Source organism: Flavivirga aquimarina, from assembly GCF_030540835.1.
GTDB lineage: Bacteria > Bacteroidota > Bacteroidia > Flavobacteriales > Flavobacteriaceae > Flavivirga > Flavivirga aquimarina.
Map to the genome: position 1 here is coordinate 1 of NZ_JAUOEK010000117.1, position 26,260 is coordinate 26,260.

The 26,260-nt window shown below is 32.0% G+C and carries 25 protein-coding genes and 1 pseudogene; 15 read left to right on the forward strand and 11 right to left on the reverse strand.

The window, feature by feature from the left end:
* Positions 1-186 precede the first annotated feature (186 nt).
* The 6 genes from Q4Q35_RS10030 to Q4Q35_RS10055 form a co-directional block, all read right to left on the reverse strand.
* Positions 187-528, reverse strand: a complete 342-nt coding sequence (locus tag Q4Q35_RS10030; RefSeq protein WP_303277836.1) for a P-II family nitrogen regulator — start codon at positions 526-528, stop codon at positions 187-189.
* Positions 529-557: 29 nt separating this feature from the next.
* On the reverse strand, positions 558-1,811 hold the full coding sequence (locus Q4Q35_RS10035; protein WP_303277837.1) for an ammonium transporter: 1,254 nt from the start codon (positions 1,809-1,811) through the stop codon (positions 558-560).
* Between the two features lie 243 nt (positions 1,812-2,054).
* Complete coding sequence (locus Q4Q35_RS10040; RefSeq protein WP_303277838.1) at positions 2,055-2,693, reverse strand: class I SAM-dependent methyltransferase; 639 nt, start codon at positions 2,691-2,693, stop codon at positions 2,055-2,057.
* An 18-nt stretch (positions 2,694-2,711) separates the two neighbouring features.
* Positions 2,712-3,635, reverse strand: a complete 924-nt coding sequence (locus tag Q4Q35_RS10045; RefSeq protein ID WP_303277839.1) for a M43 family zinc metalloprotease — start codon at positions 3,633-3,635, stop codon at positions 2,712-2,714.
* Positions 3,636-3,676: 41 nt separating this feature from the next.
* The gene (locus Q4Q35_RS10050) at positions 3,677-4,141 is read right to left on the reverse strand and encodes a BP74-related protein (protein WP_303277840.1); all 465 of its coding nucleotides are present in this window, start codon (positions 4,139-4,141) and stop codon (positions 3,677-3,679) included.
* Between the two features lie 22 nt (positions 4,142-4,163).
* Entirely contained in the window at positions 4,164-4,943 is a 780-nt protein-coding gene (locus tag Q4Q35_RS10055; RefSeq protein WP_303277841.1) for a sterol desaturase family protein, read from the reverse strand.
* A gap of 196 nt (positions 4,944-5,139) precedes the next feature.
* On the opposite strand from Q4Q35_RS10055, the gene Q4Q35_RS10060 reads away from it, so the two are divergent.
* Positions 5,140-5,964 (forward strand): hypothetical protein, encoded by an 825-nt coding sequence (locus Q4Q35_RS10060; RefSeq protein WP_303277842.1) that lies wholly within the window; start codon positions 5,140-5,142, stop codon positions 5,962-5,964.
* Between the two features lie 22 nt (positions 5,965-5,986).
* Here the strand turns inward: Q4Q35_RS10060 and Q4Q35_RS10065 are convergent, their stop codons facing one another.
* Entirely contained in the window at positions 5,987-6,553 is a 567-nt protein-coding gene (locus Q4Q35_RS10065; RefSeq protein WP_303277843.1) for a Crp/Fnr family transcriptional regulator, read from the reverse strand.
* A 198-nt stretch (positions 6,554-6,751) separates the two neighbouring features.
* A complete protein-coding gene (locus tag Q4Q35_RS10070) occupies positions 6,752-7,105 on the reverse strand; it encodes a 4Fe-4S dicluster domain-containing protein (RefSeq protein ID WP_303277844.1) in 354 nt (117 codons plus the stop codon).
* Positions 7,106-7,182: 77 nt separating this feature from the next.
* On the opposite strand from Q4Q35_RS10070, the gene Q4Q35_RS10075 reads away from it, so the two are divergent.
* From Q4Q35_RS10075 to Q4Q35_RS10115, 9 genes are all read left to right on the forward strand, one after another.
* Positions 7,183-8,241: an acyl-CoA reductase gene (locus Q4Q35_RS10075; RefSeq protein ID WP_303277845.1), complete on the forward strand. Its 1,059-nt coding sequence runs from the start codon at positions 7,183-7,185 to the stop codon at positions 8,239-8,241.
* Positions 8,242-8,421: 180 nt separating this feature from the next.
* Positions 8,422-9,486, forward strand: coding sequence for a 3-phosphoserine/phosphohydroxythreonine transaminase (gene serC / locus Q4Q35_RS10080; RefSeq protein WP_303277846.1), 1,065 nt, complete (start codon positions 8,422-8,424; stop codon positions 9,484-9,486).
* 215 nt (positions 9,487-9,701) lie between these two features.
* Positions 9,702-10,652 (forward strand): D-2-hydroxyacid dehydrogenase, encoded by a 951-nt coding sequence (locus Q4Q35_RS10085; RefSeq protein ID WP_303277847.1) that lies wholly within the window; start codon positions 9,702-9,704, stop codon positions 10,650-10,652.
* A 201-nt stretch (positions 10,653-10,853) separates the two neighbouring features.
* Positions 10,854-11,492, forward strand: a complete 639-nt coding sequence (locus Q4Q35_RS10090) for a DUF937 domain-containing protein (protein WP_303277848.1) — start codon at positions 10,854-10,856, stop codon at positions 11,490-11,492.
* A 232-nt stretch (positions 11,493-11,724) separates the two neighbouring features.
* Positions 11,725-12,168 (forward strand): DUF6146 family protein, encoded by a 444-nt coding sequence (locus Q4Q35_RS10095; protein ID WP_303277849.1) that lies wholly within the window; start codon positions 11,725-11,727, stop codon positions 12,166-12,168.
* Positions 12,169-12,203: 35 nt separating this feature from the next.
* Positions 12,204-12,698, forward strand: coding sequence for a DUF6787 family protein (locus Q4Q35_RS10100; RefSeq protein ID WP_303277850.1), 495 nt, complete (start codon positions 12,204-12,206; stop codon positions 12,696-12,698).
* A 368-nt stretch (positions 12,699-13,066) separates the two neighbouring features.
* Positions 13,067-15,466: a TonB-dependent receptor gene (locus Q4Q35_RS10105; protein WP_303277851.1), complete on the forward strand. Its 2,400-nt coding sequence runs from the start codon at positions 13,067-13,069 to the stop codon at positions 15,464-15,466.
* Positions 15,467-15,477: 11 nt separating this feature from the next.
* Positions 15,478-16,053: a type 1 periplasmic binding fold superfamily protein gene (locus tag Q4Q35_RS10110; protein ID WP_303277852.1), complete on the forward strand. Its 576-nt coding sequence runs from the start codon at positions 15,478-15,480 to the stop codon at positions 16,051-16,053.
* A gap of 286 nt (positions 16,054-16,339) precedes the next feature.
* Positions 16,340-18,406, forward strand: coding sequence for an ATP-binding protein (locus Q4Q35_RS10115; RefSeq protein WP_303277853.1), 2,067 nt, complete (start codon positions 16,340-16,342; stop codon positions 18,404-18,406).
* Here Q4Q35_RS10115 and Q4Q35_RS10120 read toward each other — a convergent pair.
* Both Q4Q35_RS10120 and folE read right to left on the reverse strand, forming a co-directional pair.
* On the reverse strand, positions 18,393-18,671 hold the full coding sequence (locus tag Q4Q35_RS10120) for a hypothetical protein (protein ID WP_303277854.1): 279 nt from the start codon (positions 18,669-18,671) through the stop codon (positions 18,393-18,395). The two genes, Q4Q35_RS10115 and Q4Q35_RS10120, sit on opposite strands and share 14 nt — an antisense overlap.
* A gap of 56 nt (positions 18,672-18,727) precedes the next feature.
* Positions 18,728-19,315, reverse strand: a complete 588-nt coding sequence (gene folE / locus Q4Q35_RS10125; protein ID WP_303277855.1) for a GTP cyclohydrolase I FolE — start codon at positions 19,313-19,315, stop codon at positions 18,728-18,730.
* 266 nt (positions 19,316-19,581) lie between these two features.
* Here folE and Q4Q35_RS10130 point away from each other — a divergent pair, with 266 nt between their 5' ends.
* Positions 19,582-20,244, forward strand: coding sequence for an ABC transporter ATP-binding protein (locus Q4Q35_RS10130; protein WP_303277856.1), 663 nt, complete (start codon positions 19,582-19,584; stop codon positions 20,242-20,244).
* A gap of 40 nt (positions 20,245-20,284) precedes the next feature.
* Here Q4Q35_RS10130 and Q4Q35_RS10135 read toward each other — a convergent pair whose 3' ends face one another.
* Complete coding sequence (locus tag Q4Q35_RS10135; RefSeq protein ID WP_303277857.1) at positions 20,285-21,397, reverse strand: glycoside hydrolase family 88/105 protein; 1,113 nt, start codon at positions 21,395-21,397, stop codon at positions 20,285-20,287.
* Positions 21,398-21,547: 150 nt separating this feature from the next.
* Here Q4Q35_RS10135 and Q4Q35_RS10140 point away from each other — a divergent pair.
* The 4 genes and pseudogenes from Q4Q35_RS10140 to Q4Q35_RS10155 all read left to right on the forward strand — a co-directional run.
* A pseudogene (locus tag Q4Q35_RS10140) lies at positions 21,548-22,033 on the forward strand (DUF2400 domain-containing protein); the annotation flags it as partial.
* Positions 22,034-22,125: 92 nt separating this feature from the next.
* Positions 22,126-22,335, forward strand: a complete 210-nt coding sequence (locus tag Q4Q35_RS10145; RefSeq protein WP_303277858.1) for a helix-turn-helix domain-containing protein — start codon at positions 22,126-22,128, stop codon at positions 22,333-22,335.
* On the forward strand, positions 22,322-25,489 hold the full coding sequence (locus Q4Q35_RS10150) for a DEAD/DEAH box helicase (protein WP_303277859.1): 3,168 nt from the start codon (positions 22,322-22,324) through the stop codon (positions 25,487-25,489). The genes Q4Q35_RS10145 and Q4Q35_RS10150 overlap by 14 nt, the downstream gene beginning before the upstream one ends.
* Positions 25,490-26,260 (forward strand): DUF4391 domain-containing protein, encoded by a 771-nt coding sequence (locus Q4Q35_RS10155; protein ID WP_303277860.1) that lies wholly within the window; start codon positions 25,490-25,492, stop codon positions 26,258-26,260.

Sequence of the window (26,260 nt, forward strand, 5' to 3'; positions counted from 1 at the left end):
TCGTGAAATATGGTAAAACTGAATTCGTGTGAATTCGTGAAACCTGCCAGCCGGCAGGCTGGTTCGTGTCAAAAGTTTTTAGAAGCTGAAAGCGACATACACTAAAGTACATAGTTTTAACTCCATTTGAGACCAATAAAAAAAACCTAAGCAGAACACTTAGGTTTTTTACATTCAAAAATATTGTTATATAATAGCATCGTTTCCTTGTACGCCCGTACTAAGCCGTATGGCATCCTCAACGTTATAAATAAATATTTTACCGTCTCCTACTTTATTTTCAGAGGCATTTTTTTTAATAACATCAATACATTTTTCTAAATGGTTATCACTTATAACACAAATAATCATAACACGGCTATGTAAAATCATAGATTGTTCGGTTCCTCTATAGCGTTCAGAATAACTTGTTTGTAATCCAGTTCCTTTTACAGGAACAACCGTAATACAAGGAATTTCTGCTTCTTTTAGTCCACGTTGAACTGCTTTTAATTTTGAGGGTCTTATAATGGCTTCTACTTTTTTCATGTAAATGTTTTAAATTTCGTTTAAACTAATTATTCAAAAGTGGTATAAGCTTCAACACCAAAAGAAGCTGCATCAATACCTGCTGTTTCTTCAGAACGGTCTACTCGTATTCCTATTGTTTTCTTTAAAATAGTTAAAATAATAAAAGTAACCGCAAAAGAAAATATACCTATTACAAATACACCTGTAGCCTGAGTTATTAATAAATCTGTACCTCCGCCAAAAAACAATCCGCTTTCAGCAGCAAATAACCCAACGGCTATAGTACCAAAAAATCCATTTACTCCATGTACTGCAATAGCACCAACTGGGTCGTCAATCTGCATCTTATCAATAAAGATTACAGCCACATCTACTAAAACACCAGCTATCAACCCTATTATTATAGCAGAACCTGGTTCTACCACATTGCAACCAGCAGTAACAGCTACTAATCCTGCAAGCACACCATTTATAGTCATAGTTACATCAATTTGCCCATACTTAAAGTAAGTATATACGATTGTTGATATTCCACCAGCAGCCGAAGCTAAAAAAGTATTAGTTGCAACACTACCTATCAATTCCCAATTACCTACAGCTCCTAAGGTAGAGCCTGGATTAAAACCAAACCAACCAAACCAAAGAATAAATCCTCCAACAGCTGCCAAGGGTAAGTTATGACCTGGAATTGCTACAGGTTTACCATTTTGATCGTATTTGCCAATACGTGCTCCTAATACAATTGCTGCTGCTAAAGCTGCAAAACCTCCCATAGCATGAACTGCTGCAGAACCTGCAAAATCATTAAACCCTTTTACGGCTAACCACCCATTAGGGTTCCATACCCAATTTGCTACCAAAGGGTACAAAACTGCGCAAAATAGTATCACAAAAATGGCATACGCCCAAACTTTCATACGTTCTGCTACTGCACCAGAAACTATTGAAATAGCAGCTATTGCAAAACCTAATTGAATAAACCAAAATAATTTATTTGATACAGTTAGTCCCAGCCCTAAATCTGCATCTGTTATTCCTGTGTCAAATGCAAACCAACCATTAGATGCACCGTAGGCAATGCCAAAACCAACAGCGTAAAATGCTACGCCTCCAAAAGTAATATCTATAATGACCTTGGCTATGATACTCATGGCATTTTTTGCCCGTACAAAACCTGCTTCAAGTAAGGCAAAGCCTCCTTCCATTAAAAAAATAATTGCTGCGCATATTGAAACCCAAACGGTATCAATTGCTGAAATAATTTCTGTTTGCGCTATGGCAACAGTAGTAATATCTTGCATAAATTAGTGTTTTGATAAGTTAACAAATACTCAGTTTTTCATAAAAAAACACCAATATATAAAAAATAACCACTGCATTTTTTACGGATTTAATAAAAAAAAAAATCACTTTATTGATAAATCTCATTTTTCACTAAATCGTTAATTATTTTTTAACGTTTAAACAGGATAAGCTAAAAATCCATATCGAAATTGAACAAAAAAATCTCATGTAAAAAGCTGTACATTAATTTTAAAGTCTAATCATTTTATAGCTCTACCGCGAATTTGTGAAACAATAGGAATGAATGGAGAATACAAATTATAGCTTACTAATTTTAAACTACTAAACCCCGCCAGTTCTAATACCTGTTTAGTATCTCGATTGGTATGACAACCTTCAAAAAACCAATGCCATGGTTTATGCATTATATTCTGTATCCATCTTAAAATTGAATTCTTTTGAGCTTTTACATGTTCAATAAAAATAAATGTCCCAGATGGTTTTAATATGCGTTTAATTTGTTTTACACACTGTTCTGGACTCTTTACTGTACAAAGTACCAAGGTGCTAACAACAAAATCACAGGAATTATCAGCTAAATCGATTAACTCTCCTTTAATCGCTTTAATCTCTAAGTTAATACCATATTTATCAGCACTCTTTTTTAAATTGGCATGCATATGGATATTAGGTTCGATAGCTATTAAAGTTGTTCCTGGTTTTAAATAACGCATATTAGCTCCTGTTCCTGAACCGATTTCTACTACTGTTTCTGGATGGTTTCTAAAAAGTTGTCGTTTTGATTTTCCAAATAATCTATCCATATAACCAGATAATACTTTAAACATAAAGGCATTAATAGGACCACGAATAGCGTTATTTTTAAAGTCATTATTCATTTATCTGTATGTAACTTATTAATTAGATTTAAGTGCTGGACTCGATAATAAAGCATGACGCCCTAAATGGTTTTTTAAAACATAATGCATACGAGCAATTTGATCATTTGTAAATACATTCATTACTTCATCGTCGGACCAATTCATATAATTATTAACCATCACAGGGTCTCCTTCACATCCCGTAAAAGGGATATTATATACTGGTTTATGTACGGCAGGTGTGTCATCACAATAATCATTAGTCTCACAAGCTCCACCAGCCCAGGGGTGCAATAATCCTAAATAATGTCCCATTTCATGCGTTAGAGTTCTGCCGTACCTTGCTTGACAATCAATATCTGATTCTCCGAAATGATACCGACTAATTATAATGCCTTCTTTATCATCTGGCCCTGGAACTGCTAATAAATATGCTCCAGGTAAATCTATATCTGGCCCTGTGGCTAAGCCAAGGGCTAAACACATGGAATCTTCTGGTAAAGCTGTTGTCCAAATATTAATATATTGACTAGTATCCCAATAGTCATATTGTGCAAAATGATTTGTATTATAGCCTAGAGTTGGTACATCTACTTTATTTTGGTCTATCCTATTTATACCATTTATTGGGTTTCCATTTGGGTCTTGTTTTGCTAAAACAAACTCAATTTTTGAATCTCCTCCGTCTGGATGATCGTTGTAACCTCTGGTACCAAATTTTCTTCTGTAATCTTCATTAAGTATTTCAATCTGTCTATAAATGCGTTCTTCAGAAAGGTTTGCACCCTCGCCAACAGATTCTCCTTTATGCATAACATGAACAACCACCGGAAGATAAAACACCTCATCATCTGGGTTTATGATTATTTGGTTATCATCGTTTGAACAGGAGCCAAACAATAAAGATATTAGCGCCATAGCAAACAGGTTTTTAAAATAAATTTTATTAAGGGTTTTCATAATTTTAATGTAATAATTGAATTGATTGAATAATACGTTAGCTATGGGTTTGTAATTTCTTCTAAAACTCTATTACCCCATCCTCCATAACTACCTAAACTTTCACTATAATTAGCTAGTTCGGCATCACTATAAGCACAGCCATCATAGATTTCAATTCCTAATTCAACCATTTCCCATGAGTCTTCAACAAAATGCCAATTAAATGCATGTGTTGCATTCTTATTGTAACCGGAACTTCCCTTTTCAATTTTACCTAAAGGAAAAAGTCCTCTAGATGCTACAGGCAATTTTAACTGATCCAAACATTGCTCTATAACTATTGGGTTAGATGTTGCTGCCACAAATGAAGTGTCTTGCCAATTACCATGGCTGCTTTCTGGGCAACTATTAAATCTAAAATAACGTTTTGTTGATATATTCTTTTCGTCATCATTACTACAAGATGCTAGAAACAGACCTGTAGCACATAAAATTATACTTAAATTAAAAATTACTTTTTTCATATTTATTTTTTTAAAAGGTGTATTATTTCTTATTTGAAACATCTCTGAATAGCAGCATATCTATAATGCGATTGGAAGCTCCTAAATAATAACCTGTTTCATGCTCAAAATTTTTAGGGTTTTTAAATGTGCCGAATAACATGTCTATAATCGGTAAGTCTGTATAATTATATTTATGAATCCCTTTAGCATGATGAATAGTATGACTTTCTGGTCGTTGAATAATATAGCCTATCCATCTTGGAGTATGGATGTTTGCGTGCTGAAAAACACCCAAAAAAGTAAGTGATAGAATGATAATGGTGATGGCTTGAGGCGCTAGCCCCATTAAAAATGCAAAAGTAATTGAACCAACAAGAGATAACCCTATCATATCATTAATACTAAACATAAAAGCACTAGATACATCTAATCGTTCTGCACTGTGATGTATTTGATGAGAGATTCTAAACAAAAAATTTGATTTATGCATGCTTATATGCCATCCATATTGCACTAGTTCAAATAAAAACACACCCAAAACAACTTGTGCTGTTAAGCTTAAATTGCTAAAATCTACTAACTGAAAAGACGCAAAAAAATCGTCCCATAGTAAAGGTATATAGGTAGTAAGTAACATATAGGCTAAAAAGAATAGTAGGCCTCTAAGTTTCCAAAATTTAATACTTGGTAACGCTCTTGCAGGGAATAATTGTTCCCAAATAAATAAACCTCCAAAAATAGCATAAACGATTAACGATACTGGATCGGTTAAAATCTCTAAAGGACTTGGTAATTGTGACATAATAATTTCTAAATTCATAGCTTTTAAAGTTTTTTCACAAAATTACACGCTGTTTAAAAAGGAAACTAAAAATTGCCCTTGACCTATGTTAGGAAATTGATTTTTAAAGCGTTAACAAAGCACTAAAAAAAGGGTATATTTAAATATTCTTTATATTTGTTGTTGCTAACTTTTCTAATATTTATTAGAAAACCCAAATTATAACCTACTTACTATGAAATACTATACACTATTATTCGTATTATTTATTGCGTTTTCGTGTTCGGAAAAAGAGGATGATCTATCACCTCAAAGTGATGTGCCTGAACAAAATGAAAATGATCAAGACGACACCACTGATGACAATCAAGACAACAACACTACTACAGGCTTTGTTGATAATTTTGAGGGCACTGGAGCATTAGTTAATTACGTAACTAACAATGCATCGGCATTACCAGATGTATTAAGAGTATCGGGAAGATACAGTGCAGCGCTAACAGATAATACTGATAATAAAACGCTGCATTACAACCAAGATCAAGGTCGGTTAGATGCAAAATTAGTCACTTTTCCTTTTGAGTTTATTGCAAGGAATATTGGTATTGGTACTATAGAGAACTCACAAATAGCGCCTTCATCAGAAAATAATCCTTATAATTTTTCGGGTGTTCAAGTTCATGTAGAAGATTTTAATTCTATAAATTCATCTCATGTTGTTGTTGGACATAGAGGTGCTACAGGCTTTACAATTGAAGGAAAAAACACTTTAAATGGCGATTCTTCTGTAAATGATATTGGTGCAAACACAGTTCCAGAAGGAAGAGCTGACATACGTATTGTTGGTAACGAAAATAATACGCTTACTGTATATTGGCAACTCCCTAATCTAACAGGTAATAGTACTTCTGATGATTGGGTACTTTATAACGGAACTGGTAATTTACCAGGAACAGCTCCAACGTATGGCAATACTGTTTATGTTGGACTTATTACTTACGCTTTCTATACAACGGGTGTTCCTTTTGTGGGAACTTGCGATGCTATTGAAATTAAATAACAGAGTTAAAGTCATATCATATTTAAGAATGTATTTTTTTTCTAATTCTGCTTAAACTTTCTGGGTGAATCCCCAGATATTTAGCTATTTTATTAACTGGAATATTAGAGATATAATCTGGTTTGTTTTTAAACATTTCAACATAAATCTCTTCGGCTGTTTTTGTTAAAAGTGCTTTTTCTCTATTAGATTTTCTTATATAACCATGTTCGGTCATAATTCTTCCAAACTTATTTACATCAAATGAATCATTATAAGCTTGCATCAAATCTTCACGTTTAATGACTTCAACATCACAATCCATTAATGCCATTACCCGAACATCTCCGGGTTGTTGATTCAGAAAAGAAGTAAAACAGCAAAAAAACTCTTTTTCAAAAAAGAAGTCTATTATTTTTTCAGACACATAACTTTTTATAGTAATTTCGGCAATCCCCCTATTCATAAAATACAAAGAGTCCTCCACTTGTCCATATTCGGTAACGATCTCACCTTTTTTTAAAAAACTCTTTTTTACAGGAAAAGGTAAATCTTCGTATGAGGGTGTAGAGATATTTAAAGTTCTATTAAAAAATTCCAGAAAAGTCATTTTTAAAAACAGGTTTAGTTTTAGGGTTACAATTTAACTCAATATAAATAGTTGAGTGAATTTCTATAAAGCACAAATACAATATAATAGATGCTATTCTTAATTAATAGTTGCGTTAAATTATAAGAAATATGATATCAAAAAAAATCCCAAGCCAAAGCTCAGGATTTATTTTATAAATTAATATTGGTTTAAACTTTATCCCTCAGGATGCATAAAGCGTTGCTTAGCTAGCAACTCTTCTTCTGTTTCTACAACATCTTCATCTGGCACACAACAGTCTACAGGGCAAACCGCTGCACACTGTGGCTCATCATGAAAGCCTTTACATTCTGTACATTTATCGGGAACGATATAATAAATTTCATCACTTACAGGTTCTTGAGCCTCATCCGCATCTACTTCATTCCCATTCGTTAAGACAACAGTACCATCCAGACTTGTACCATCTTTATAACGCCAATCATCGGCGCCTTCATATATTGCTGTATTTGGACACTCCGGTTCGCAAGCACCACAATTTATACATTCATCTGTTATTATAATAGCCATACCTTATTTTTCTCTTGAGTTTGCTTAAATTTGCAAACACAAAAATAGCGCCAAAACCATTCATAACCAAATACAGAATGAATTTACAACAAAGAATTAACGCTTTTGTAAAATTAGGAGATTTTTTAAGCCAATTTTCTAACGAAGTGATTCTAAAAAAAGATAATATTGAACACAACGATATATTCTTTGATGGTTTTAAGCATCAATTAAAATTAGCCGAAGAACATAATGGTTGGTTTACAAAAGAAAATATTCGGTTTTCACTTGAAGGTTGGGTACAATCCTTAACACCAGACAACCTAAACACATGGCTAAAATCTTATCAAATTAATATAACCAAGCCTAAACAAGTTGCCATCATCATGGCCGGAAACATACCATTGGTAGGCTTTCATGATTTTTTGTCGGTACTCATTTCTGGACACCGTGTTTTAGTAAAACAATCATCAAACGATAAACACCTATTACCCTACTTGACAAAATATTTAGAATTTGTTGAACCGGGATTTAAAGGCCTCATAACATTTACCGAAGACAAAATAGAAAATTTTGATGCCGTAATAGCTACAGGAAGCAATAATACAGCACGTTATTTTGAACACTATTTTAAAAATAAACCGTCCATTATAAGAAACAACCGAAATTCGGTAGCTGTTTTAAACGGAAAAGAATCTACAGAAGAGCTCAAAACACTCTCCGAAGATATTTTTAGATATTATGGCTTAGGGTGTAGAAACGTATCTAAAATATTTGTTCCTAAAAATTACAATTTTGATGCTTTTTTTGAAGCGATGTACCATTGGCATCCCATAATTGAAAAAGCTAAGTATGCAAATAATTACGACTATAACAAAGCTGTATATTTAATGAGTGAATTTGATATGCTAGAAAATGGATTTTTAATGATAAAAGAAGATAAAAGCTATGCATCTCCTATCGCTACCGTTTTTTATGAATATTACGATTCTGCACAACAATTGAAAGAAAAATTAGACCTAGAAAAACAGCAAATACAATGTATTGTCTCTAATGGATTTACAGAAAATGAAATCTCTTTTGGAGCGACTCAAAAACCGCAGCTTTGGGATTATGCAGATCGAGTGGATTCTATTGAATTTTTATTATCAATTTGATGAAAAAATTATCAATTTTATAACATAAAATCCCTAATTAATTAGCAACTTTGCATCTTTAAATTTCATCTCATCCTTTAATCCTTCACCATGAGAATAAAGGTTGGAGTTAAAACTAATATTAACTAAAAATTCGCCCATAAAATTCCCTTTTTTAAGGAAAGGGTTAGGGATAGGAAAATGAAAAAACACAACTTCAGTGCAGGACCATCTATTTTACCACCAGAAGTATTATTAAAAGCTTCGCAAGCAGTTGTCGATTTAGACAATAGTGGTTTATCTCTAATCGAAATATCTCATAGAAGTAAAGCTTTTGTGGATATTATGGAAAATGCCAGAGCTTTAGCTTTAGAATTACTTGGTTTAGAAGGTAAAGGATATAAAGCTTTATTTTTACAAGGTGGTGCCAGTACGCAATTTTTAATGGTTGCATTAAATCTTTTAGAAAAAAGAGCAGGCTATTTAAATTCTGGTTCTTGGGCTGCTAAATCGATTAAAGAAGCTAAAATTTACGACGACATATACGAAGTAGGATCATCTAAAGACGCCAACTATAATTATATTCCTAAAGGTTATGAAATTCCTGAAGATTATGATTATTTCCATTGTACGTCAAACAATACCATTTACGGTACACAAATGAAATCGTTTCCAAAAACCGATATTCCTTTGGTTTGTGATATGAGCAGCGATATTTTTTCTCGTACTTTAGATTTTACTCAGTTTGATTTAATATATGCAGGTGCCCAAAAAAACATGGGACCTTCAGGAACTACTTTGGTAGTTGTTAAAGAAGATATTTTAGGGAAAGTATCTCGTAAAATCCCATCAATGATGGATTATAAAGTACATATAGACAAAGGAAGCATGTTCAACACGCCTCCAGTTTTTCCAGTTTATACATCCATGTTAACACTTCAATGGTTAAAAGATCTTGGTGGTATTGCTGCCATAGAGAAAGAAAACGAAAAGAAATCGCGTTTAATGTATTCTGAAATAGATTTAAACCCATTATTTAAAGGCTTTGCTGCTAAAGAAGATCGTTCGGACATGAACGCAACATTTACTTTAGAAAATGAAAACCTAAAAGAAACATTTGAAACGATGCTTAAAGAAGCAGGAATAAGTGCTGTAAACGGACACCGAAGTGTTGGCGGTTACAGAGCTTCTATGTACAATGCATTGCCACTAGATAGTGTTAAAGCGTTGGTTGAAGTGATGAGCGAATTAGAAAGTAAAGCTTAAAACAGTTTGCAGTAGGCAGTGGCAGTTTTCAGTGCTTACTCAAAACTTTAAAAAATTAATAGTCATTTTGAACAACTTGTGTTGAACATAGTCGAAGTAAGTATAAGAATCTTATTAAAAAAGATTGCCACGTCATACTTCCTCGCAATGACAAAAAAATAAAATTTAATAAGAAAGATTCCCTCCTTCGAGGGAATAACAAAAATAAAATTTCAATGAAAGTATTAGCAAATGACGGTGTTTCTCAAAGCGGAATTGATGCACTAGAAAAAGCAGGTTACGAGGTTATAACAACGACAGTAGCTCAAGAACAATTAATAAACTACATAAACGAAAAAGAGATTTCTGTTTTATTAGTTAGAAGTGCTACAACAGTTCGTAAAGATTTAATTGATGCTTGCCCTAACTTAAAAATCATTGGTCGTGGTGGTGTTGGTATGGACAATATTGATGTAGAATACGCTCGCGAAAAAGGACTATCTGTAATTAATACGCCAGCAGCTTCTTCGCATTCGGTTGCAGAATTGGTATTTGGTCATTTATACGGATTAGCACGTTTTTTACATAACTCTAACAGAGAAATGCCTCTTGAGGGAGATAGCAACTTTAAAGGCTTAAAGAAAGCCTATGCTAAAGGTACCGAATTAAAAGGAAAAACTTTAGGCGTGTTAGGTTTTGGTCGTATTGGTCAAGCTACAGCAAAAGTAGCTCTTGGAGCTGGTATGAAAGTAATTGCTTTCGATCCGTTCTTAGAAAAAGCTAATTTAGAATTAGACTTTTTTGACGGACAAAAAGTAAACTTCGATATTGAAACTATTTCTAAAGAAGATGTTTTAAAACAAGCCGATTTTATAACATTACATGTTCCCGCACAAAAAGAGTATGTTATTGATGAAGCTGAGTTTAACATTATGAAAGATGGTGTTATTATCGCAAATGCAGCTCGTGGAGGTGTCCTTAACGAAGTAGCCCTTGTTAAAGCTATTGAAAGTGGTAAAGTTGCCAGAGCAGCTTTAGATGTTTTTGAAAAAGAACCAAAACCAGAAATCCAGTTATTAATGAATCAAGCGTTATCATTAACACCGCATACAGGTGCTGCAACTAATGAAGCTCAAGATAGAATTGGTACAGAATTAGCGTCACAGATTATTAGTATTCTCGGATAGGTATTAAACCTGAGATTCCGCTAATCCCGATAGCTATCGGGACAACTATCTGTTTTGAATACATTACTTCGTAATTTTTCAAAACAGAATTTCACTAATAAAATGTGACTTAAAAGTTATATTTGAGTCCTAACTATATGTTGGGACTTTTTTTGTACCTTCAAAATCCATTTTTAACATATATAATTAAAAACAATAATCATGTCTGGAATTTTAGATTTATTAAACAGCGATCTGGGAAAAACTATTATTAATGGTGTTGCTGGTCAAACCAAACAACCACAAAGCAAAACGCAAGATGTTTTAACTATGGCATTACCTGTTTTAATGCAAGCAATGAAACGTAATACTTCTTCTCCCCAAGGCGCCGAAGGTTTATTAAGTGCATTAAACGGTAAACATGATGGGAGTATACTTGATAATTTAGGAGGCTTATTTAGCGGTGGTGTAGACGATAATGTTCTAAATGATGGGAGTAAAATATTAGGTCATGTTTTAGGTAGCAAACAACAAAATGTAGAAAACGCATTGGGAGCAAAAGCAGGTATGGATGCTGGTTCTGTTGGACAAATACTAAAAGTAGCGGCTCCTATTTTAATGGGTGTTTTAGGTAAACAATCCAGACAACAAAATGTTAGTAGTTCAAATGGAATAGGTGACTTATTAGGTGGATTACTAAGCGGAAACTCACCTCAGCAAGAACAAAGCTTTTTAGAGTCTATTCTTGATGCAGATGGAGATGGAAGTGTTATTGACGATGTAGCAGGCATGGTATTAGGTGGTAGCAAAAAGAAAGGCGGTCTAGGCGGGTTACTTGGCGGACTTTTTGGAGGAAAATAAGTTATTAAATTATATAAATACCAAAACGTCGAACATTGCTGTTTGACGTTTTTTTTGTTAAAACAACTCAAAAACAGCTATTTAAGGTATGATTTTTGTAAATTTATTTAAAAACTAACATATCTTAAAAGATGCTATAACTCAATGAGACTATTAGTTAACTCATTCTTGTTTTTATAAAAAAAAGTAGTAGCATACTTTTAAAGTATATTATCGAAATCCATTGAAAGTTATGAAAAAAGTTATTTACATAGTATTCCTCTCTGTATTTGTTTTTAATTGTAATACATATAAGCCTACTGCATCTCATAAAAACGAATCTGAAAAAGCCCTTGCAGAAGTAAACAGTGATACTGTTACCATTGCCAATGATGAGTTAGAATACGAAATTATTATTATTGAACCTGGTTTTAATACCTGGTTGGTAAGCGTTGCCAAACCCGAAGGTTATTATTCGCAACAATATCTGGAAAGCAGAAACAATATTTACGTCATAGAATGGAATCAAAGAGTACTTCAACCACAGCGTTTTAATCCTAATTTGTACGAAATGCGAATTGATTACGAATCTGGTATTGATTACGGTTATGATGTTAATTATAAGCTCTTTAATTACTTTATCTATTTTCAATTAACATATAATGAACGATTAGCCGGATTTGTTCCCAGAATTTAAAGTCTTTTATTTATTTTAGCAAATAAATTGCATTTGTGAAAAAATTAAAAGAACGTTGGGATATAGAATCTAATTGGCAATTTCTATTTCTTTTTTTGGGATTAATAGGTTTAACTTATTCATCTTATAAGCTATCGCTTTTGTTCGTTGAGCACTCTCATATATTATATTTATTTGTGATAAATCTCATAATATTTTTTTTGTTATTAAAACTAACACTTTATATTTTTTCTAAATTAGAAAAGAAATGGGAAGTAAGTTATAGATGGGAGATGATCAATATTTTTCTCGTATTTGCTATTACTGGATCTTCATCTGTATTTATTAGTAAACCAATAATTAAATTAATTGGAATTACAAAAGAAAATCTTTCGCCTGTACTATATTGGATACTATATATAGTTATTGGATTTATCTTTTACCAAATACTGCTTATATGTATAGGGTGGCTTTTTGGACAATATAAATTCTTCTGGAATTTCGAAAAGAAAATGCTTCGCCGAATAGGTTTTAAACGTTTTTTAGATTAGTGAATCAAATAAAACAACATATTATATTTAGAATAGCAACCTTATTACTGGTTGTTTCTTTATTAGTACCAACTGTTGTTAAATTTGCGCATATCTTTGCACATCACAAACACGAAGTTTGTTTAGGAGAAAAAGCAACACACTTACATGAAATCGATCTGGATTGTGAGTTTTACAAGTTCAAATTAAATAACCAATATTTATATACATTTAAATATAATGAGATAGTCAATATTTCATTTTATTTTAAAATTCCAATTTTAACATACAAATTTCTTGATAATCATCGGCAATTATCTTTTTCTCTTCGAGGTCCGCCTGCTTTAATTTAAAGTGTCTATTCTTTAAACTAAAACATATTTATAATAATGAAACATTATATATTGATTGTGGCTTGTTGTTTCATCAACATAGCTTACAGTCATAATTGCAACTCCAAGTTTTATGGAGAAGTTCATGATTTTCATGATGGTTCGCCTATTGTAGCTGCCACCATTTACATCGAAACACTTAATAAATATATTGTCACAGATATCAATGGAAAATTTTCTATTGACAGCCTCTGTGATGGTAAAATAATCGTTCATGTATCTCATTTAGCATGTGAGACAAAACGATTAGAAATTCAAATAAAAGGTGATACATTTTATGTAATTAATTTAGAACATCATATTGAAGAACTTAATGAAATTGAAGTTAAGGGAACATCAAGCACTAAATTGACCAAAACATCACAAGAAACACTTCTAAAAACGGAAGATATTGAACGTTTCAGTGCTTTTAACCTTGGTGATGCGTTAAAACAAATTAGTGGCGTATCGTCGATTAATACAGGTAATACCATAGTAAAACCAGTAATTAATGGTTTGCATAGTAGTCGAGTTCTAGTAATAACCAATGGTGTGCGTTTGCAAGACCAAGAATGGGGTATCGAACATGCACCAAATATAGACTTGAATGCTTCTGGTAGTATTAACGTAATAAAAGGTGCTAATGCATTAGCCTATGGTGGTGATGCTATTGGTGGTGTTGTTATTTTAAAACCTCCAAGTATTAGTTTAAAAGATTCGCTTTACGGAAAAACAATTATTAGTGGACAAACCAATGGCAGAGGTGTTAGTGTAAATTCATCAGTAACAAAAACCTATCAAAAAGGATGGTATGTTGGAGCTCAAGCTTCCATGAAACGCTTTGGTGATTTTGAAGCACCAGATTATATCCTTACTAATACTGGTTTGAATTCAAAAGGTTTTTCTGTAAATACAGGCTATAAAACTTTTGAGCAGGGGTTTAATATGTTTTATAGTTTTTTAAACAATGAAATAGGCATATTAAGAGCCTCACATATTGGAAATATTGAAGATTTAGTGAATGCTATTAATAGTCAACAACTATTAGTGACCGATGCTTTTAGCTATGATATCAATGCGCCTCGTCAAGATGTAACGCATCAGATTGTAAAAGCTGATTTTTACAAACGCTTTAAAAAGTTTGGACGCTTAGATGTACAATATGATTTTCAAAATAACAAACGTTTAGAATATGACTTGCGAATAGGTGATGATAGATTCAAGCCTGCTATTGATTTGACTTTAAAAACACACACCGTAAGAACAAATTTAAAAATAGATGCTAAAAGTAATATAACTCATGAATTTGGGGTTAATGTTGGCTATCAAAACAATTTTGCAAATCCTGATACGGACATAAGACGCTTGATTCCTGATTACGATAAATATGATGCCGGCTTTTTTGCTATTTCTAATTTAAGATTAAACGATAACATTAATTTAGATTTAGGCATTCGCTATGATTTTAATCGTATAGATGCCAAAAAATTCTATCTCACCAGTCGTTGGGAAGAACGTGGTTATGATGAAGACTTTGACGATATTGTAATCGAAGATGCGGGGAATCAATTGCTTACAAATCCCGTTTTTAATTATCACAATATATCTGCTTCAGCAGGAATGGCATATCAACTAAATGATAACAGTTCGTTTATATTCAATTATGGATTATCAAACAGAGCACCAAATTCATCTGAATTGTTTAGTGATGGCTTACACCATTCGGCAGCAAGAATAGAGTTGGGAGGTTTACATATAAAACAAGAAACATCAAACCGTGTTTCAGGTACTTATAAATATAACCATGATACGTTTTCTATCAACCTCGAGGGGTTTTATAATCACATAAACGATTATATTTTTATAGAGCCTACAGGAACAGAAGTCACTATTAGAGGGGAGTTCCCTGTTTGGAGTTATAACCAAACCAATGCATCATTATTTGGTTTAGATGTAACGGGGCAATACAACCTAAACGAACAATGGTTTTTAAATACTAAATCCTCATTTATAAAAGGTAGGGATTTAAGTAAAAAAGAGGGGTTGATTGATATGCCTTCGTTTAAAACTGTTAACATTTTAGGCTATTCAAACGAAAAATGGTTGCAACTTCATACCGAATTACAAAGTGAATTGGTATTGAGGCAAAATGATTTTCCGAATAACAACTTTGATGTTTATATAGCCACAACAGATAGTTCGGTTTTATTGGACATTAGTTCGCCACCCCCAACCTATCATTTGCTACATTTTCAAAGTGACATCACTCTAAATGTATCAAAAAAGACAAACCTGAATATAGGTTTAAACATAACTAACATTTTTAATACTTCTTATAGAGAATACCTTAATAGATTAAGGTATTTTGCCGATGATTTAGGAAGAAATATCATGTTACAAATAAAATTTAATTATTAATAAAAAGAACCATGAATACATTAAAAAATAATTTAAAAAGTGCCTTTTTAATCTTAGTATCAACGCTTACATTTATTGGATGCTCTAATGATGATGATCCAGAAATAGTCATTGAAGAAGAAGTTATTACCACAATGACAGCAACCTTAGTTCCTGTTGGAGGGGGCACCACCATAACTTTAATGACTCAAGATTTAGATGGTGATGGGCCAAATGAACCCGAAGTAACGGTTTCTGGAGATTTAGTTGCCAATACAACATATAATGGAAGTTTGGTATTATTAAATGAAACTAAAAATCCTGCCGAGGATATTACTGAAGAAATTGAAGAGTTAGATGATGAACATCAATTTTTCTTTCAGGCAACAAATAGTATAGCAACATTTGCTTACAGCGATACGGATGGTGATGGCAACCCTGTTGGGCTAAGTTTCACACTTACCACAGGAAGTGCTGGTACAGGTACTATTACCATTGTCTTAAGACATGAACCCAATAAAGGTGCTACTGGTGTTAGTGATGGAGATATAACTAATGCTGGTGGTTCAACCGATATTACGGAAACGTTTTCTGTAACAGTTATTTAATTTAACAACTTATTCTATAAAAAAAATCCCTTTCGAAATTGAAAGGGATTTTTTTTATTACTTAACTTCTAAAATCGTTTCTTGTATACTAAAAACATAGGTTTTAAGCTATACATTATATAATGCTAGAAATAGCAAAAACCGCTTCAACAATAATCTATTAATAACCTGGCCTAGCTAAGTCTAATAGCATATTCAATATAATAGAAATTTTAGTTTCGGATTTACTTACTTTATAAAGTAGAAAAAACTTATCTTAGGTTCTGTCTATCAAATCATATTTCTATTGAATAAATATTGTTTATTTATAGCATATCTTCTTCTTACTCTTAACATAAATGCTCAAAACGATAGCTTTGATGTGATGTTGGATAGCATCCAAGAATTAAGAAAGTTGTCTAAAAAGAAAAGTTTAAATCTCGATGACAGGCTTAAATATGCTGAACGGTCTAGTGAATTATCAAATGAAATAGGTATTGATTCTCTTATTCTTTTATCTAATGAGAAGGTAGCTTACCTCTATTCATTAAAAAAAGATTACGAATATTCAATAAAACTATACCGTAAAAATTTAAAATTAGCACATAAACTTAATGATTCTTTAAGTTATGCATACGCTGCTGCTGGTATCGCCTACGGATATAATTTTTACGGAGTACACATTGATAGTTCCCTTTTTTATTTCAAAAAATCAATAAAAATCTCCGAAAAAATAAATTATGCTAAATTAACTTTAATATCACTAAGAAACATTGCTTTATTACAAAAAGACAAACGTGATTATCTTGGTAGCGACATTAGCACTTTTAAAACAATTAACTTATTAAAAACACTTCCAAAAAGTGATGAAAATCTAGATAATTTATCGGATTGTTATAATAACCTTGGGCTCAATGCTAAATATTTAAAACTTTATGATAAAGCTATTGAATATCACCAAAAATCTTTATTAATTAATAATGAATTATCTGACAGGTATGAAAGTGAAAATGTCAATGATCTTAATAAGTTTGGAAACTATTTATATGCTAAAATCAATTTAGCGGAGGCTTATAAAGAAAAAGGGAATTATAAAAAAGCTTTATCTATATATGAAAGATTACTTGAAAACAAAGATTTATTAAAAAAAGACCCGCTGTCATATGTTGCCGTAATTAATAATAAAGCTTATAATTTATTTTTGTCAAAAAATAGCAATACAAAATACATTAAATCTCTTTTTAATAAAGCTTATAAAATTAGTGACAGCCTAAATGCTTTATATGAAATTACTGCTGGAGGTAACGATATGGCTGAGTTTTACCATGCTATCAATAAAAAAGACTCAGCTCTTATGCTTTCTAAAAGGTCATATGCTATTGGTAAACAGATTAAAAACTATTATGAAGTTTCCAGAGCCTTATTAATGCTTTCTAAACTAGAGGAAGGAGAAACAGGGAAGCAATATTTATACGAACATATAAAACTTAATGATAGCCTTCTTGATATTGAACGTGCTTCAAGAAACAAATTTGCCAGAATTCAATATGAAACTGATAACTACAAAGACGAAACCAAACGTTTAGCAACTCAAAACATTTTAATTGTTTCTATTGGACTTATCATCATTTTAGTTTCTGCTCTTATTTTTAGTATTAAAGTTCAAATTACTAAAAACGAACTATTACGCTTTGAGAGTGAGCAACAAAAAGCCAATGAAGAAATTTATACGCTCATGCTAAGGCAACAGTCAAAAATTGAGGAAGGACGCCTTATAGAGCGTCACCGTATCTCTGAAGAATTACATGATGGGATTTTAAATAGACTTCTGGGCTCTAGATTAGGATTAGAGTTTTTAACTATGGATAATCATAACAAAGAAAAATACCGTTTTTATATTGACGAAATTCAAACTATAGAAAAAGAAATAAGGAACCTCTCACATGAATTAAAGAATACAAAATTAGATGCCGATAAAGATTTTGTTGCGGTTCTAAAAGACTACATTAGTAATCAAAGTAATTTACATGCTTTTCAATACAATCTTCATCTAAAAGGAACCATTGCTTGGGACGACATTAATGATTATATAAAGGTTAATCTGTATCGGATTATTCAAGAGGCTATCCAAAATGTTATCAAACATGCTAAAGCAAAAACGATTACTATTAATTTCTATTTAAAGTCTAATAACTTATATGTAGATATTGCAGATGATGGTATTGGTTTTGGTCCAAATCTAAAAAGAAACGGTATCGGTTTATTGAATATAGAATCTAGAGTATCAAAGCTTAAAGGTAAACTAACAATTATATCTAAAATAAAAATTGGAACAATTTTAGTTATTCAAGTCCCTCTTTTTAAATCTCTATAATATCTTTTTTCTTATTAAAAACATAGGTGTATAGCCACATGAGTGTGAATGTTGGTATAACATCTAAACCTGGTAATGCCTCTTCAACAAACGTTATAATACCAGCTATTTTACCTGGTTTTCCTTTGTAAAGTTTTGTCATTAGCCAACCCGAAATAGGCGCCCATACAATATCTGAAAACTCGCCAACACCCGGAATTATAAAAGATGCATATCCAACAGCATCGAAAATAATACCAAGTATTAATTTTTTGTACTTATTCATTAAACAATATTTGATATCATAAAATACGCAAGAAACATACCAAAATCATTCACTGGCTACTTCCCTATCAACTTTAAAAATTCGTTTCTGGTTTCAATTTTTTCAAACTGCCCTCTAAACCCCGATGTTGTTGTAATAGAATTTTGTTTTTGCACCCCTCTCATCATCATACACATATGAGATGCTTCTATAACTACAGCAACACCTTGTGGTTTTAAAGTATCATTTATACAATCTAAAATTTGTTCTGTTAAACGCTCCTGTACCTGTAAACGCCTTGCAAAAACATCTACAATTCTTGGCAATTTACTTAACCCAACAATTTGTCCATTAGGGATATAGGCAATATGTACTTTTCCAAAAAAAGGTAATATATGGTGTTCACAAAGAGAATACAACTCAATATCCTTTACAATAACCATTTCATTATAAGATTCCTTAAACATAGCACTTTTAAGTATCTCAACAGGATCTTGATGGTATCCTTGAGTTAAAAACTGCATGGCTTTAGCTGCACGTTCCGGGGTCTTTAACAGTCCGTCACGACCAACATCTTCTCCTAAATCTTTAATAATGTCTTTGTACCTGTTCTTAACATCATCAGTTACTTGCATGTTGTATTCTTCAAACTTCTTATATGGCATATCCTCTTAATATATTTCTTAATTTCAAGAATTGTTTTTCATAATTTTTAAAGTTAAGTAAATTTTAGCTTTTAATTAGTAAAACTAAAAACTCTAAAAGATTCTTATTTCAAAGCACTAATATATTATTTGATCGATATTTAACATACTTTTTACTTCATTTTATAGATTTCAATGACCTAAAAGGTGTTTTTAGAAGAAAAGTAGCCCATAATCGTTGCTCATAAATCTATAAAGTAGTATTTTCAGCGTTCCAATTAATAAAAATGATTCAAGCAAAAAATATTCACAAGTATTACGGTGATTTACACGTACTAAAAGGTGTAGATATCCATATTGAAAAAGGTGAGGTTGTTTCTATTGTTGGCGCGTCTGGTGCTGGAAAAACAACCTTGTTACAAATACTGGGGACATTAGACAATGCTTCTACAGATGAAAATTTTCAGTTGCATATAAATAATATCAACATTAAGTCTCTTAATGATAAAGGGTTGGCGAAGTTTAGAAACGAACATATTGGTTTTATATTTCAGTTTCATCAGCTACTTCCGGAGTTTACAGCTTTAGAAAATGTGTGTTTACCAGCTTTTATAAAAGGCACTAATAAAGCCGATGCTGAAAAACGGGCTTTAGAACTTTTAGACTTTTTAGGTTTATCAAAGCGTTATAATCATAAACCAAATGAATTATCGGGCGGTGAGCAACAACGTGTGGCAGTTGCCAGAGCATTAATAAATAATCCCGATTTAATTTTTGCTGATGAACCCTCGGGCAATTTAGATAGCGAATCTGCAGAAATGTTGCACAGCTTGTTTTTTAAATTAAGAGATGAATTCGGTCAAACCTTTGTAATTGTTACCCATAATAAAGAATTAGCAGATCTAGCCGATAGAAAACTCACCATGGTAGATGGTAGGATTATAAGGTAATTTGAATTGTTTGTTATTGCTTAGGTTTATACTAAATATATCATTCCCCTCCATACAATTTATATACTTCTGAACCTGCACATAAAAATGCTCCTGTACCGTAAACTTCAGTTTTGTCTACCCAAGCACTACCCGGAGCAGCTCCAATAGGTTGAACATAACCTAACATACCTTCTTTTGTAACGTAACTAACCATAGCATTCCATCCTTTTTTTACTGCTGGTGTATAAGTTTGTTTATCTAAAATTCCATTGTTTAAACCCCATGCTAAGCCATAAATATAGAATGATGAACCACTTGTTTCAGGTGTAGGATAAGACGCTTGCTTCAATAAACTCATTGACCAGTGACCTTCTGAAGTCTGAATTACAAGTAGTTTTTTAGCCATTTTTTTGTAAATATTCAGAAAGTATTTGTATTCATCACTTTGTGGGTTCAACTCATTCAATATATTTACCAAACCGGCAAATACCCAGCCATTACCTCTTGACCAAAATATTTTTGTGCCGTCATCCAATTTGTCTATATAGCTTTGATCTCGGTAATACAAGTTTTCTTTTTTATCGAATAAAAAATCGGTTGTGGCCTTATATTCTGTCATCATAAAATCAAGGTATTTTTTTTCTCCTGTAATGTTATACAATTTTGCCCAAACTGGCGGTGACATAAATAAAGCATCACACCAGTTCCACCTATCTAGGTGATAAGGGCTTTTCCACTCTAAAGATGTTTGTGCAGGATGATACATAATGAAATCAAACTGCTCTATTGTTGGTTTAATCATATTCTCATCCATAAACTTACGATATAACTCAACATATAATTGACCTACGGCATGATCGTCTGCATGATATTTACGACGGTGTAACTTCCACTCGTGCTTTTCTCCTATTTCTTTAAGCCAATTATAATATTTCTCATCATCTGCCATATCTGCCCATTTTACTAAACCAACATACAATGCACCATTTGTCCAATCTAATGGATGGTGAGGTTTTTTATGTCCGCTATACAAATCTTCAAAATGATCAATTTGCCAATTAGCAACTTTTTTCATGATTTTTTTCACATCGGCTGGCTCTATGTTTTGGGCTTGAGATAAATCAGTAATTGTCAATACTACTAACAATGTTATAATCTTTAATATTTTCATCCTTTAATAATTGTTACTGGTTTAAAATTAATGACTTAATTATCTGAAAAACGAAGTTAATTTTTTAATTATAATTTTAATACTCTTAAAGATTATTATTTCACATTACTTATTAAGAATAACTACTTTTGTTTTTAAATTTTTTGAACTTTGAATAAAGCTGAACTTAAAGACTTTTTAGACGTTAAAGTTTCACAATACAATAACCTAAAGTTTATTGAAAGTGACCCTATACAAATCCCGCATCGGTTTAGTAAAAAAGAAGACATAGAAATCTCAGGCTTTTTAACAGCCACTATAGCTTGGGGAAATAGAAAAAGTATTATTAATAATGCGAAGCGTTTAATGGAATTGCTAGACAATTCTCCTTATGATTTTGTTTTAAATCATTCGGAAACTGATTTAGAAAAACTGAGCCCTTTTGTCCATAGAACTTTTAACGGTAATGACTGCATTCAGTTTATAAAATCCCTAAAGCACATTTATAAAAAACATGGTGGTTTAGAGTCAGTTTTTTCAAAACATGCGAAAACGGAATCACTACAAGTATCTATCTCAAAATTTAAATCAACATTCTTTGAAATTGAACATTTACAAAGAACACAAAAACACGTAAGTGATCCTTTAAAAAATTCTAGGTCACTACCTTTTTTTTTAAATAATTTAATTCCTACATCATTTAATGATATATAAATACTATATTTATTGATTCAAAAAACTCTCTCTAAATGAATCGAATTCGAGTAATTCTTGACGAAAAAGGCATAAAACAAACTTGGTTAGCCGAAAAGCTTAATAAAAGCTACAATATGGTAAATAGCTATGTGACAAATAAGAGGCAACCGAGTGTAGAAGTTTTATATCAAATAGCAGAACTATTGAATATTAGTGTGAAGGATTTATTAACTGACAACCAAGAGTTTAATGCAGATAATTAACAATAAAGACAGCCGATTACTAGATGTTTTAAAAACACTGGTGAATGAAAAATCCAATATTTATTTAAGTTGTAATTATTTCACATCATTTGCAGTTTTTGAGCTTACCGAAATCTTAAAAAAATCAAATAAAGTTGAAGTTTTACTCGATTACCAATTTCAGGATGAGGAAGATTTCAAATTTATTCATAACGATAATGAAAGCCAACTCAATTTAAAGTTGGACAGGAAGCATAGAATAAATCAAGTACTAGGTTTAATTGAAGATAAAATTCAATTTCGGAAAGGCAGTATTGGTAATCAAAACATTCTTATTGTTGAAAAAGAAGGAATATCTACTTGCTTTACCTTAACTCCAATGAATTTAGATTCTGTTAGTTTAGGAGTGCTACCTTCAGGCATACCAATCTTTATCAATTCATTTGAAGACATCAACAATCAATACTTAAGTTTATTTCAGAACTCGTGGAATAATAGTACGCAATCCTTAAATGACTTAGTTCTTGAGAAATTAGAAAAAGGCATTAGAGGTTATACAGGTGAAGAGATATATAAATACTGTATTCAAGAAATATTCCATTATTCTACCATTAGTGAACGAGCTGATGAAAAATTACAGAAAGTTGGCTTCAAAGATTCTAAAGTATGGAACTTACTGTATAATTTTCAAAAGGATGCCGTTATTGGAGCAATTGAAAAAATAGAAACCTATGGTGGTTGCATTATTGCAGATTCAGTAGGATTGGGTAAAACTTTTGAGGGGCTTGCGGTAATGAAATACTATCAATTGAGAAATAGTAGAATTCTAGTATTAGCACCTAAAAAGCTACGTGAAAATTGGACGGTTTATCAAATGAATGACAAACGTAATATTCTAGCAGAAGACCGTCTTAATTATGATGTATTAAACCATACAGACCTTTCAAGAGCTACGGGAAAATCAGGTGATATAGACCTAGAAATGATTAATTGGGGGAATTATGATTTGGTGGTTATAGATGAGTCACATAACTTCCGAAACAACCCTACAAAACGAGGTATAACTCGTTACAGACGTTTAATGAACGATGTTATCAAATCAAATATTCGCACCAAAGTTTTAATGTTATCTGCTACACCAGTCAATAACAAAATGAATGACTTAAAAAATCAGATAGCCTTTATAACGGAAGGTGATGACCAAGCATTCAGCTCTTATGGAATAGATAGCATTACTCAAGTCATGCGAGATTCTCAACGTAGGTTTACACAATGGTATCGTGATGATGACCCAGACGACCTTGATGTAAATGAGTTAATGGAAAGTTTAGATGGTGCATATTTTAGAATCCTAGATATGCTTACTATAGCAAGGTCTAGAAAACATATCGAAAAATATTATGACACTTCAAATATTGGTAAATTTCCAACTCGTTTAAAGCCAGATACGGTACATCCCGAAATTGATACCAAAGGAAAATTTAGAGATATTGGTCAAGTTTATGATGAGATAAGTACACTTACACTAGCCTCTTATACGCCTTTAGGATATGTAAGAGCAGATAAACGAGATTTCTATGAGGAAAAATACGATATGCAGACGTATACAGGTAGCGTATTTAGACAAGTAGACCGTGAACAGAGTTTGATATATTTAATGCGTGTGAACCTTTTAAAACGTCTAGAAAGCTCTATTCATTCCTTTAAATTAACTACAGAAAAGTTAATTGAATTGGTAAATGCTAATTTGAAGCAACTTAAAGACCATCAAAACGGAGAAACTGATTACGACCTCAACATTACAGATGTAGATATTGATGATACAGAACTGGAAGATTTATTAGTTGGTGGAAAAACCAAAGTATTAATTCAAGATATTGATACGATTCGTTGGAGACAGGATTTAGAACATGACAAGCGTATTTTAACAAAGTTATTAGGGAATATCAAATTAATTGATGTAGAACGGGATGCAAAACTTAAAGAATTAAAAGACCGCATTTCTGAAAAGGTAGACAAACAACCGTACAATAAAGGAAATAAAAAGGCTATCATTTTTACAGCTTTTGCTGATACTGCAAACTATTTGTACAAAGAATTAAGTGGTTGGTTAAAAGAAGAAAAAGGGCTCAATAGTGCTTTAGTAACAGGTTCTGGTAATAACAAAACCAATATGAAGGATTGTCTAAGCGACCTCAGCTCGATTTTGACCCATTTCTCACCTCGTTCAAAAAACAGAAAAGATATTTTTCCAGATGTCACCAGTGAGATAGATATTTTGTTTTGTACCGATTGTATTTCAGAAGGTCAAAATCTTCAAGACTGTGATTATCTAGTTAACTATGATATTCACTGGAATCCAGTACGTATTATTCAACGTTTTGGACGTATAGACCGTATAGGTTCTATTAATGAAAGCATCCAACTAGTAAACTTCTTCCCTTCAATGGAGTTAGACCAGTTTATAGATTTAGTGGCTCGTGTACAAGGTCGTATGGTAATGCTAGATGTATCTGCTACAGGTGAAGATAATGTGATTAGTAGGTCTAACCGTGAAATGCAAGACCTCGATTATCGTAAAAGACAATTAAAACAATTACAAAATCAAGTATTGGATTTAGAAGATATTGATGGAAATATTTCTATTACCGATATGACTTTTAATGATTTCAAGATTGATTTAGAAAAAAGTTCCGACCAGCAATTAGCAGATTTAAGCGATATTCCACCAGCATCTTATGCTGTGGTAAAATCTAATCTTTCTGAGGTTAAAGATGGTGTGATTTACTGCTTAAAAGATACAAGTGCAGATTACAAAGACAAGCTTAAAAATAACATATTATATCCATTCTTTTTAGTTTACATTAGTCTAGATGGTACACACATGGTTAAACCATCTCAATCGAAAAAAGCTCTAGATTATTTCCGTAAACTGTGTATGGGGCAAGATGGTGTATTAACAGATTTAGTGGCTCAATTTGAGAAAGAAACCAAGAATACCAAAAATATGACGGCTTACACCAAAGCTTTAAAAAATACCATACAAGAAGTTATTGGGGTTCAAGAAGAAATAGGATTAGATTCCCTAGCTAGTCAAGGTGGTACAACATTGTTTAGCAAAGCTATGAGTGATGAAGATTCGTTGGAATTAGTAAGTTATTTAATAATCAAATAAGTGGCGTTTCAATATAACAACATATTAAATATTCCTGAACGAAGCATTTTAGATAAACGCTTAACTAAAGCCTTTTTTCTAAAAAATTTCTCGTTATCTACTGCTGAAAAAAAGCTATTAAATAATAATATTCAAAGCATGACTTGGTTAGCAAGTATTAAACCAGCTACGATTAATATTCCTGCTATTATTAATTCAGATTATAATTATGAAGAAATTCAAATTATGGTGTGTACAATTGCGGATAATAAGCTAAACGAACTTGCAGAAAAATGTATGACATTATTTCAAAAGTATATTCCTTACCAGATGCTTGTTATTGTTGAAGATACTAATGAATTTAAAATCAATGTATGTGATAAGCGTATTAATAAAGCAGAAACAAATAAACGTACTATTGACCGTTTCTTTATAACAAATAATCTATCAAAACTTTATAAAAACAACCTCAGCGAATTATTTTTTAAGGCACTAGATTTTAAAAATTTAGATAAAACCAATCTGGAATTGCTTTATAAAAGCTATATACAAGCTGTAGTGCAATTTCAAGCTGCAAGTATTACAGGTAGCTACCAAAAGCGAACTAACAAACGTACTGCTGAAGATATGCAAAATCTTGAAGCTATAGAATTATTGGAGCGAGACATAATTTCATTAACAAGTCAGATAAAAAAAGAAAATCAACTGAATGAAAAAGTGCAGTTGAATATTAAAATACAAGAAAAACGTAAAGAGATACAATCTCTTAAAGATACACTAACCAAAGTATGA